Source organism: Protofrankia sp. CiP3 (assembly GCF_917627345.1).
Taxonomy (GTDB): domain Bacteria; phylum Actinomycetota; class Actinomycetes; order Frankiales; family Frankiaceae; genus Protofrankia.
Genome location: NZ_CAKJTM010000104.1, coordinates 1 through 10788, shown reverse-complemented (window position 1 = coordinate 10788; position 10788 = coordinate 1). Strand labels below are relative to the sequence as shown.

At 71.5% G+C, this 10788-nt stretch carries 10 protein-coding genes; 2 read left to right on the top strand and 8 right to left on the bottom strand.

The window, feature by feature from the left end:
* Window positions 1-169 precede the first annotated feature (169 nt).
* The gene (locus MJ797_RS22475) at window positions 170-3220 is read right to left on the bottom strand and encodes a bacterial transcriptional activator domain-containing protein (RefSeq protein WP_239340916.1); all 3051 of its coding nucleotides are present in this window, start codon (window positions 3218-3220) and stop codon (window positions 170-172) included.
* Window positions 3217-3669, bottom strand: a complete 453-nt coding sequence (locus tag MJ797_RS22470; RefSeq protein WP_239340913.1) for a pilus assembly protein TadG-related protein — start codon at window positions 3667-3669, stop codon at window positions 3217-3219. Before MJ797_RS22470 ends, MJ797_RS22475 begins: the two co-directional genes overlap by 4 nt.
* Before the next feature lie 273 nt (window positions 3670-3942).
* Between MJ797_RS22470 and MJ797_RS22465 the strand changes: the two genes are divergently transcribed.
* Together MJ797_RS22465 and MJ797_RS22460 are read left to right on the top strand one after the other, a co-directional pair.
* Window positions 3943-5175 (top strand): hypothetical protein, encoded by a 1233-nt coding sequence (locus tag MJ797_RS22465; protein WP_239340910.1) that lies wholly within the window; start codon window positions 3943-3945, stop codon window positions 5173-5175.
* Between the two features lie 108 nt (window positions 5176-5283).
* Complete coding sequence (locus tag MJ797_RS22460) at window positions 5284-6534, top strand: MFS transporter (RefSeq protein WP_239340907.1); 1251 nt, start codon at window positions 5284-5286, stop codon at window positions 6532-6534.
* Between the two features lie 20 nt (window positions 6535-6554).
* Here MJ797_RS22460 and MJ797_RS22455 read toward each other — a convergent pair whose 3' ends face one another.
* From MJ797_RS22455 to MJ797_RS22430, 6 genes are all read right to left on the bottom strand, one after another.
* Window positions 6555-7073, bottom strand: a complete 519-nt coding sequence (locus MJ797_RS22455; protein WP_239340905.1) for a TadE/TadG family type IV pilus assembly protein — start codon at window positions 7071-7073, stop codon at window positions 6555-6557.
* A complete protein-coding gene (locus tag MJ797_RS27090) occupies window positions 7070-7597 on the bottom strand; it encodes a TadE family protein (protein ID WP_255739392.1) in 528 nt (175 codons plus the stop codon). Before MJ797_RS27090 ends, MJ797_RS22455 begins: the two co-directional genes overlap by 4 nt.
* Before the next feature lie 13 nt (window positions 7598-7610).
* Window positions 7611-7868, bottom strand: coding sequence for a hypothetical protein (locus tag MJ797_RS22445; protein ID WP_239340900.1), 258 nt, complete (start codon window positions 7866-7868; stop codon window positions 7611-7613).
* A gap of 22 nt (window positions 7869-7890) precedes the next feature.
* Window positions 7891-8793: a type II secretion system F family protein gene (locus MJ797_RS22440; protein WP_239340897.1), complete on the bottom strand. Its 903-nt coding sequence runs from the start codon at window positions 8791-8793 to the stop codon at window positions 7891-7893.
* Window positions 8790-9665 (bottom strand): type II secretion system F family protein, encoded by an 876-nt coding sequence (locus MJ797_RS22435; protein WP_239340894.1) that lies wholly within the window; start codon window positions 9663-9665, stop codon window positions 8790-8792. Before MJ797_RS22435 ends, MJ797_RS22440 begins: the two co-directional genes overlap by 4 nt.
* Window positions 9666-9676: 11 nt before the next feature.
* The coding region (locus tag MJ797_RS22430) for a CpaF family protein (RefSeq protein WP_239340891.1) at window positions 9677-10788 on the bottom strand (1112 nt) is incomplete at its 5' end.

The following is a 10788-nucleotide window of genomic DNA, read 5'->3' as shown; positions in this document are numbered from 1 at the left end:
AAAAACCAAACGGATCATGCGCCAGATGCACGGCAGAGCCGGGTTCACCCTGCTCCGGCACCGCATCCTGCTCGGCTAACAATCCGTCACCACCGAATGCGGCACAGAGCCCGACGCTCGGTGTAAGTGGTGCTGCACTCGGTAGTGGGTCAGTTGGTGGTGGTCGGGGTCAGCTGCCGGCGATGGGTGGGTCGACGGGCCGGGGGACGGCCGGACGGATGATCCGCCGTGGTCCGGTATGCCCGGCTCCGGGGGGCGGCGTGGCCTGCTGGGTGCGGGTGAGACGGGCGAGGAGCGCCTGGGTCTCGGGGGTGGGGTCGACGTCGAGGCCGAGGTGCTCTAATGCGTCGGCGAGCCGCTGGTAGGTGCGACGCACGGCGTCGGTGCGTCCGCGGGCGGCGTGGATGCGCATCATGTGGGCGTAGAGGTCTTCGACGTGCGGGGTGAGCACGATGGCCTGTTCGAGGTAGGCCAGTGCCCGGTCGGGGTTGTCGTCGGCGTACAGGTCGGCGAGGTCGGCGAGTACGCCGGTGATGCGGTGCTCGAGGTCGGCGACATAGCCGGCGGCCCAGTTGTAGCCGACGTCGGCGAGCGGCCGGTTGCGGGCCAGCTCGGCGGCGGTGGTGAGCGCGGCGATGCGGGCGGGGTCGTCGCGGGCGTGGCCGGCGGTGCGTTCCGCTGTGCCGAATTCCCACAGGTCGACGGTTACATGGTCGGGGTTGAGTCGGTAGCCGGTCTTGCCGCCGGCAACGAAGACGGTGTCCCGGTCACCGGTGGCCTGTCGGATTTCGCCCCGCAGCGCCCCGACAGCCCGGTAGATCTGGTTGGCGGCCTTAGCGGGCTCCCGGTCGGGGAGCAGCTCGCCGGCGAGCTGATCGCCGCTGACCCCGTCGGAGTGGAACGCCAGGTAGGCCGCGATCTCCAACGATTTGGTCAGGACGCCCTTGGTGTGGAGCCGGCCGTCGATGACCAGGGTGGGCCGGCCGAACAGCACCAGCCGTACCCGTCGCTCCACCGCCGGCCGGGCAGGTGCGGGCGTGACTGCAGGTGCGGGCGTGGCTGTTGAGAAGACGGGTGGGGTGGCCTCGTCGGGCAGGTGGATGTCCTGGGCTGCGGCGGCCAGCCGTAGCAGGTCGGCGGCGCTGGCGGCGGTCAGCTGCCACCATGCGTCTCCGCGTCCGCCGGCCGGGGCGGTCTGCGTGCCGTCGGAGTCAAGGGTGACGGTCAGCTGTGCGGGCCAGTGGCCGAGGGCGAGGGTGAACAGGCCGAGCTGTCTGCCGTGGCCGTTCGCCGTCCCTGTCCTGCCGGCAAGCGTCTCTTCCACGCTGGTGACGAGCAGGACGGTGGGGAACATTTCGTCGGGCACTGCTTGGCGTAGCGCGTCGATGGTGTCGGTACCGGAGGTGGCCATCATCCGCTGCCGGTACAGCGCTTCGGCTTCCAGCCGGTCGGCCGCGGCGCCCGCGCTGTCGACGATCGTGACCTGCGGCAACACGGCGAGCAGGTCGGCGGGCAGACCGAGCCGGTCGACATCGGCGGCCGGGATGAGGAGCCGGCCGGGCCAGGGCCGGTCCGGCCGGTTGCGGTGGCGGTAATGGTCGGTGAGCAGGCTGGTCAGGATTGCCCGTGCTGCGGCCGGCGCACCTGGCCCGTCGAGGCCGAGCCGGCCGGCACGGACCAGCGTCCCCGGTAGCAGTGCCACCTCCGATGGCACCGGCTCTCCCATGCCGCCGGAGCCAAGCGGCGGGGTTGCCGGCCGGCCGACGGGGGTGGACGGCTCCTGCCCGTCAGACGCGGGGAGGTCGGCGCGTGGGCGGGACGGGACGGCGGTGGGATCGGACGGTTGCGGGTGGCCGGGGTGGCCGGGGTGGCCGGTGACGCTGTCGTGGTCGCCCCGGCGCGGGTGGCCCGGCCACAGGTCGGCTTCCTCATCGTCGGCGGACATTGTAGTGCCGGCGCCCAGGATCTCCCGCACGATCACCGGGAGCGATGGGGCAGTCGGTACCGGCTGGCCGGGCCGGGTCGGCGTGCGGCGGCGGGTGCGCAGCAGCCGGGCGATCGTGACCGCGGCGATGATCGCGGCGATGAGGGTGGTAGGTAGGACGGCGCCGGACGGCAGCCGGATGGTGCGGCGCTCTACCGGGACGTGCGGCGCGGCCGGGGTGGGATGGCTGGTCGGCGCGGGTGCCGCGGGTGCGGAGGACGTCCCCCGCGCCGGGGATGCTCCGGCTGGCGAGGATGGCGCGACTGTGGATACCGGTGGGATCCAGGGCGTGGCGGTCGGTGGGGCCGACGGTGCTGTGGCCGGCGTGTCGGGGGCGGCCGGGCCGGCAGGCGCCGCCGGGCCGGTGCCCGCGGTGGCGCCGTCGGGCGGGTTGGTGGTGGCCGGTTCGGTCGGGTCCTGTGGGACGACGGCGTCGGCGGGCAGTCGCAGGATCCAGCCCGGGCGGATGAGGTCGGGGTTGGCCAGCCGTCCGCCGTCAGGTTGCGGCCGGCCTTCGTTGAGCTGGTAGATCTGCCGCCAGCGCAGCCCGTCACCGAGGTGCGTGTGAGCCAGTCCCCACAGCGAGTCGTAGCGGGCGACGAGCATGGTCGGCAGGTTCACGCCCGGGCCGGCCGGCTGGGTGTAGCCGACCGGCTGGACGACGTTGGGCGTGGTGCGAACGAATACAGCAGGTGTGGGCGTGGCCGGGGGTGTGGGGTCGGCGGGGGCTGCCGCGACGATCGGGGCACGGTAAGCGGCGGAGGTCTGGTTCAGCTCACCCGCGGTGGTGGTCGGCAGGGGCTTGCTCCGGGCGGCAACAGTGATCATTCCGGCGATGATGGTACCGAGCAACGCGGCGGCCAGCGTCTGCCCGCGACGGCGGGTACGCGGGCGGGGGTGACGCCAGTCGACGACGATCATCGCCGCCTCGCTGGCGAAGGACAGCACCAGGACGAGGTAGAGGTACCAGAACAGGCAGGCCAACACGTCGAGCAGAAAGTCCTGAGCGAACGGCGAGCCCAGGAGGACTTTGATCCCATCCCAGGTGGGGATGTGGCGGGGCAGCGGCCAGCCGATGCCCCGCCACATCGCGACCGGTGCGGCGACGAGGAACGCGACGCTGACCGCGAGCGCGCCAAGTGCGGCCAACAGGGCGGTGAGCCGTCGCCAGAAGCCGACCGGACCGGGCGGGGCGAGACTGGGTAACGGAGTGTAGGGGTAGGAATGGTGGCTCACGGCCCACCTCCCGGTGGGCCGGCGACCGAGGCGCCCACGCCGCGGACCGGGGTGGAGCTGGCAGTGCCGGTGACGGTGATCTGCCGGACGCCGAGCACAGTGAGCAGGTGGGTGCCGGTAACCGCGGTGACGGTGACGGTGACCAGGACGGGGGTGGCGGTGACCACCCCTTGCGCGTCGGCCGCGGTCAGATAGTCCTGCGCGAGCCTACGCGCCTGGGCAGGGTCGAGCTGGGGCACGCCGGTGGTCCGGTAGGTGAGCAGGTCAAGGGCCTGAGCGCCGGCGCGGGCGGCTTCAGCGGCGGTGCTGATCGCTTTCGATTTGGTGGCGAGCGCCCGGCCGCCGTCCACGGTCAGCCCGGCGAGGGCGAGCAACGCGACGGCAAACACGGCGAAGAACGCGGTGATCTGTCCGCCGTCCCAGCCCCGGCCAGCGGGCGGAGGTGTCATCGGGCACCGGCCTGTCCCCGGTCCGCATCTGTGAGGACCGCATGCGGCGACGATCTCGTCATCGGTGCGCGTGGGCCTCCGGTCCGCATCTGTGAGGACCGCATCCTTCATGAAGCCCACCCCAGCGGCGGCGACTCGTGCCGTCCCGCCGACCTGATCGCCAACGTGGCGATCACTTCTCGCGCTGGCCCCGCCGCCGAGCCGACGTCGATCGGGCACACCGCGGACCGGAGAGGGCGGCGACCAGGACATATCAGCGGAACTGTCCGACGTATGGATCAGACTGGACCCATGCACCAGAACGGCATCCTGTTCAACGACGGCGACCTCATGGCCACACTGGACGGTCAGGTCGACGCGTTGAAAAAGACGGTCAACGCCTGGAACCCCGACGAGTTGCTCGCAACCGCGCCGACCGACGTCGTGAACTACCTGATCGGTGAGTACTCCGTCGTCTGCCCGACGCTGCGCCGTGAGGAGGCCGAGTTGGTGCCAGCACCCGAGGTTGTCGAACGTCGGGAGGGCTTGTGGCAGAGCTATGAGGTGCTGCGGACCCAGATCGTCATCGCGGTGCCGTTCGACGGCGACCGGGCCGTCTTCAAACTTCGCGCCAGCCGGCGCAGCCTCCGCGCCCAGTACGCCACTGTGACGGAGCACGAGATCCGGCTTGCGATGATCGCGGACTCGGCCGCTATCGAGCCGACGGAGGGACGGGCGCAGCTCGACGCCCGGCTCGACAGAATCGATGATCATCTGGGCTATGCCCGTGCCGATATCGATCGGCACAACGAAAGGATCCGACAGCTGACACCTGAGCTCGTCACGGCCCGGCGGGCGAAGGTGCTCGCCGATCGGCGGCTCGAGGCCGGGCTGGGATTTCCGATCCGGCAGCGGCCGGACGCCGCACGGTACGCGGTGCCCGTCACCCGACGGAGGATCACAGTCCGTCGGCCGATCGCGAGCGGACCATTCGTGCCCGAGCCTGTCCTGGCCGAGAGCGACTACGAAGCCGCGCTCGCCGTGCTGCGCAGCAGCCGCAACGCGCTCGAACGCAACCCGTCGACGGCCGCGAAACTGGACGAGGAAGAGATCCGCGACCTGCTTCTGATCAGCCTCAACACGGTCTTCGAGGGCAACGCGGCCGGGGAGGTCTTCAACGGCGACGGCAAGACCGACATCCTCATCCGCGAGGACGACCGCAACGTCTTCATCGGCGAGTGCAAGATCTGGGACGGCCCATCGACGATCCCGCAAGCCCTCGACCAGCTGTTCAGCTACCTCGTCTGGCGCGACACCAAAGCCGCCCTGTTGCTGTTCATCCGCCGCGTTGACGTTACCGCCGCGATCGGGAAAGCGGTCATCGAGGTGGAGAAGTACCCGACCTTCAAGCGGTGCGGCGCCCAGCACACCGACGAGCGCCTCGATTTCGTCCTGCACGCCAAGGGCGACCGCAACAGGGAGATCCGCCTTGCCGTTCTGCCGTTCGCCCTCCCCAGGAACGGATAGAGCGCCTACCGTCGAGGCGACCCGGTCGGCAACGCACTGCGGCACGGTGAACGTGACGCCCCGCCCCCAGACCCCGGGATAGGACGACATACCGGCACACTGCTTCCCGTGACCAGACCCACCGCCCACGCCGAGTTGCCCGAGGCCTCTGCCGGGCCCGATCCGTGGCTGACACGCGGGGTCGCCGGTATCGGCGCTGCGAGCCTGCTCGCCGACGTCGGCCACGAGGTGCCCACCGCGCTGCTGCCGAGTTTGCTCACCGTCACGCTCGGTGCGTCGGCCGCCGCGCTCGGGCTGATCGAAGGTGTGTCCGACGGGCTGGCCGGCACCGCCCGGCTGGTCGGCGGGGCACTCGCCGACCAGCCGGCCCAGCGTCGGCGGGTCGCGGTCGGCGGGTACGCCAGCACTGCCGGGCTGGCCGCGCTCACCGGTGCGGCCACCGCGGTCTGGCAGGTCGGGGTGCTGCGGGCCGGGGCGTGGGCCACTCGCGGCCTGCGGGTCCCGGCACGCAACGCCCTGCTCGCCGATGCCGTCGCCCCTGCGGCTTACGGCCGTGCCTACGGCTTTGAACGGATGATGGACAACCTCGGCGCGATCGGCGGCCCGCTGCTCGCACTCGGGCTGGTCGCCGCAATGGGTGTCCGGTGGGCGATTGGCCTGTCTGTCATCCCCGGCCTGCTCGCCGCCGCCGCGATCGTCTACGCCATCCGCCACGTCCCGACAGTCGAGACCCGGCGACGAGTGCCGCTGCGGATCCGCGTCCGACCGGTCCTGCGCGCGGGTCTGGGCCCGCTGATGGGCGCGGTCGCCGCCTTCGAGGTCGGCAACGTCGCCGCCACCCTGCTCATCCTGCGCGCCACCGATCTGCTGCGCCCCGGGCACGGCCAAGAGGGCGCCACCAGCCTCGCGCTGGCCCTCTACGTCCTCTACAACGTCGTCGCCACCGCCGTCTCCCTGCCCGCCGGACGACTCGCCGACCGGCTCGGTGAACACGGCGCGGTCCTGGTCCTGGCTGCGGGGGTCGCGCTGTTCGCCGTCGCCTACGCCGGTTTCGCCCTTACCGGCGCACAGCTGGCCGTGCTCGCGTTGCCGTTCCTCGCGGCCGGTGCGGCGATCGGCTGTGTGGAAACCGCCCAGCACACCGCCGTCGCCAGCCTGGCACCAGCCGACATCCGCGGGTCGGCATTCGGCCTGCTGGCGACCATCCAGGCTGCGGGCAACGTCGCCGCCAGCGCGATCGCCGGTGCCCTGTGGACCGCCGTGTCCGCCGAAGCAGCCTTCCTCTACCTGACCGGCTGGATGCTGCTCGCCCTCGCCGGCCTTGCATACGCAGCTCGCAGCCCGCACTCCGGTTCGTGAACCGATACCTACTGACAGCATCATCGGACACCATCGCTCGGGTTCCCGCCTGCCGGCGCTTCGGAATTCATGAACCCGGGAGAAACGCCTCGGTAAAGGTCGATAACGGCGGTGAAGGTGCTTTCGACCGTGCGGACGGCCGGGAGGCGCAGGCCGGTGAGATCGGCCAGGTCGACGGTGCAGGCCACGGTCGCCCGGACGCTGCCACCCGGGCGGAAGTCGGACGTGTCCACGGTGACGATGACGGTGCGGCACGACGGAGTGCCGCCGGGCAGACCGGCCGCGACCACGGCGCGGGCGGCGGTCTGGGCCTGAGCGGGGTTGCGTGCGGTGGTCGCGGCGCGGGCCGCGGCCTGGGCGGCGTCGTCAACCTGCATCCGGGTCTGGATCTGCCGGCCGACCGCGACGATCAGTAACAGCAGCAGGATGGCGACCGGGGCGAGCAGGGTGAGTTCGACCGCCGCCGATCCGTCCCCGCCTGATCCGGGCCGGTGGGTGTGGCCCCACCGGGTGGCCCGGCCACCTCCACAGAAGATCATGGTGTTGCGCCGTCCGGCCGGAATTTTTCGATCACTCCGGAGGTCTGCACCTCCACCCGGGGCGAAAGCCCTGGGATCAGGCTGACCGTGCGCCCGGTGATGCGGACGGTGACTATTTCTGGCCCGATGTGCACGTCGACCCGGGGGTCGGTGAGGACGGAGCCGGCGAGTTGGTCGAGCACGACCTGCGCGCGGTTTTCTCCGGCGTCGGTGGCGGCGCCCTGGGCGCGGGCGGCTTCGGTGGCCTGACGAGCGGCGGCAGAAGCGGCGTGCACGGCGTGCTGCCACAGTGCGAACTGCACGATGGCCAGAAGCAGGAACATCAGCAGCGGCATGGCGATCGCCAGCTCCGCGGCCCCGGCGCCGGTGTCCCGACCGGCACCGCGAGACTGCGGTGTTGGGCGAGCCTGTCGCGGGCATCCGTAGCGGACGGCGCCAGATCGGGCTGCACGGAGTTGCGGTGGATACGCAGACCGACGGCGGACGATGGCCAGCGGTTCCCGTTGGCGGGCAGATCTGATCATCGGCATTATAAGATCACAGCTCGATGCTGTTGATCTTATCAATAATCTTCGGTCCCAGGATTGCGAACGCGACGAGGGCGATGGCGACGAGCAGCGCGGTGACGAGGATCGCCTCGGTGGAGTAGCCGGCGTCCCGGCCGTTGGCGCGGACCCTGGCCTCCGACGCCTGCCAGCGGGTGCGGGCGGTGGCGATGAAGGAGAGCAGGAGGGCGGCCAGACCTGCCAGGCGCAGGCGGACGCTCCGGTCGGCTCGGATGTGGGGATGGGGCACAGCGGTTCCCCCTTGGTGGTGGTTAGAGGCTGTCGAGGACACGCATGATCGCCGGAAATCCGATCAGTAGAAGGAAGCCGGCGAACAGCAGCACGACGGGCAGGGCCATGCGTTCGGTGGCGGCGGTGGCGTCCGCGTCGGCGTCGGTGAGCTGGCGAAGCCGGATGCCGGCGGCGCGGGCGGCCAGCGAGGCGCGGATTTTGGCGCCTTCACCGCCGGCGAGTTGGACGGAGGCGGCGGTCTCAACGATGTCGGGCACGTCCCGGCGGGTACCGAGGGCGGCGAGGGTGTCCCAGTGTGGCCGGCCGGTGAGGGCCGCGTCGTCGATCGCGCGGCGTAGCTGGGTGTAGGCGGGGCCGGTGCCGACCGAGGCGGCGTCGTCCAACGCTTGTTCCAGGCCGGCACCGCCGGCCAGGCCGATAACGACCAGGTCGAGGAAGGAGCTGAACGCGTGCCGTAGTCCCGCCCGCGCCCGGTTCGCTTCCTCCCGAACAGCCAGGTCCGGGGCGATGAACCCGGCGATGCTGAGGACCATGGTGAGCGCAACCGGGACCGGTCCGGGTAGTGGCCGGCCCGCCACCGCCAGGATGAGTGAGAGGACGGGCGGCAGTAGGAACCCGGCCAGCCCGGCGGTGACCTTCTCCGCCAGGTGGTGGGCCGGGTCACGGTCGGCGACGATCAGGTCGGCACGGACCGGGGCGGGCAGAAACCGGTCGGGGCTGAGCCGGCCGGCGAGTGGCGCACCCAGTCGGGCCGCCCACCCGACCTGGGGTGCCGGGCCGGCCGGCGGTGTCGGTGCGGGTGGTGGGGTGGGCCGCAGGGCGGCGATCAGCTCGGCCAGATCCGGTTTCGCCGGCCGGAACCCTGTCCAGACCAGCCACAAGCCGAGGCCGGTGCCGGCGCCGCATACCACTGCGACGATCACGTCGGGCTCCTGCTGGGAAAGCGTGTCAAGATCCGGTCCGGTATGGGTAGGCGGGCCATGTGGGCGAGCCAGGCGAACGCGCACGCGAACAGGGCGCCGACCGCGAGCAGGACCAGCTGCCCGCCGACGGTGTTGTACGGCTGGACAAAAGCGGGGCTGAACAGCACCAGCCCGCCGGTCATGACCACCGTGGTGGCGATGATGACCCGGGTCGAGGTGCGAGTACGTGCCCTCGACGCGGCGGTCCGCATCCGCAGCGCCGCTTGGTCGCGGGCTGCGGCAGCCAGCCGGCCGAGCAGGTCGGTGAGCTGGCGGGCCTGGCGGGTCGCGGCCAGCACGAGGGCGGCGACGACCAGATCGGCGGTCGGATCGTCCAGCGCGTCGGCGAACCCGGCGAGCGCGTCGGGCAACCGTCTGCCTGCCTGGAGAGCGGCGGCGAGCCGCAGCACCTCGGCGCGGATCGGTAGCGGTGCGATCGGTGCGGTGGCGAGGATCGCCTGTTCCAGGCCCGCGGCCCCGGCCAACGTATCGCGGATCATCTCCGCCCAGCCGGCGATCGCCTCGACCCGGGCCGTGAGCGCTTTGTCCATCCGGCCCGCGGCGAGCAGACCGGGCAGGACAGCGGCGGCGAACGCGGCCAGGACGGCGGCGGCCGGCCAGCCGGTCACCATCCCCACCGCCAGCCCCGCCGCGACGATGCCGCCGATCCGCAGGGCACGGGCCTGGCCCGACAGTCCGGCTATCCGCCGGGCGACTACGGCCCGCAGACCGGCCCAGACCGGGGCCGTGCCCGCGCCGGCCAGCCACAGACCCAGGCCAACCCCGCTGCCGCACACGACAGCGAGGATCAGACCGTCCCGATCGATGCCCATGACGTGCCCCCTCATCCGGCCCAGCCGTCCAGGCCGTGCTCGTGATAGCGGCGGACGGCGGCCTGTAGCGCGGCGGCGGTCGCCGGTTGTGGTGGCGCGCCGGGCACCGCCCGGCCGTCCGCACCGGGCCGCCAGACCTCGTTGGAGGAGACCAGCAGCCCGTCAGCACCTGTCACCTCCCGGATCGAGGAGACAACCCGGGCGCCGTTCGTGGCGTAGCCAAGGTAGATGACCAGGTGCACCGCGGAGGCAACGAGCAGGTTCGTCGCCTCCAGCGACAGCCGCTCCGGCGCCTGCGCCGCATAGGTCGCGACCTTCAGGAACGCACCCGCCGACGAGCTGGCGTGCAAAGTGGTCATCGACCCGTCATTGCCCTGGCTCATCGCGTTGAGCATGGGGATCACCTCGGCACCGCGGGACTCCCCAACGATCACCCGGTCGGGAGACATCCGCAGCGCCCAGCGGACCAGCTCCGCGAGGGTGACCTCGCCTTCGCCTTCCACGTTGGCCTCACGCGACTGCAGGGCGACCACGTCGTCGTGGACGCGCAGGCGGTGCAGGTCGAGTTCGAGGTTGTCCTCGATCGTGATGATCCGCTCCGACGGTGGGATCTGGGCCGCCAGCGCACGCAGGAACGTGGTTTTGCCGATGTTCGTCGCCCCGCAGATCAGCATGTTGAGGCGGGCGCGGACCGCCGCGGACAGGAATCCTTCCAGCTCGTGGCTGATCGTGCCCATGCCGACCAGGTCGGCCAGACTAACCTGCTGGTAGCGGTGCCGGCGGATGGACACCGACGGCCGTCCGACGACCGACATGACGGCGAACATCCGTGACCCGTCCGGCAGCTGCATGGACAGCCGGGGTGCGGCCCGGTCGAACCGGCGTTCCTCAATCCCAACCCGGGCTGCGACCGTGCGAATCAGCTCGGCATCCGAGGCGGCGACCGGATCGCGGCGTTCGCGGCGGCCATCGGCATAGCGGACGAACACCTGGTCCGCCCCATTTATGTTGATGTTCTCGATGTCCGGATCGTCCAGCAGGGGCTGCAGCCCCGCCAGCCCGAACAGGCCGTCCAGCACCGCCTGGTGGACCTGCGCCTCCACCTCAGCCGACGGCAAGGACT

Excerpts from the sequence above, each read along its gene's own strand:
- MJ797_RS22470 (WP_239340913.1), bottom strand. The coding sequence starts at position 3,669 with ATGACACCTCCGCCCGCTGGCCGGGGCTGGGACGGCGGACAGATCACC.
- MJ797_RS22465 (WP_239340910.1), top strand. The coding sequence starts at position 3,943 with ATGGATCAGACTGGACCCATGCACCAGAACGGCATCCTGTTCAACGAC.
- MJ797_RS22455 (WP_239340905.1), bottom strand. The coding sequence starts at position 7,073 with ATGATCTTCTGTGGAGGTGGCCGGGCCACCCGGTGGGGCCACACCCAC.
- MJ797_RS27090 (WP_255739392.1), bottom strand. The coding sequence starts at position 7,597 with ATGATCAGATCTGCCCGCCAACGGGAACCGCTGGCCATCGTCCGCCGT.
- MJ797_RS22435 (WP_239340894.1), bottom strand. The coding sequence starts at position 9,665 with ATGGGCATCGATCGGGACGGTCTGATCCTCGCTGTCGTGTGCGGCAGC.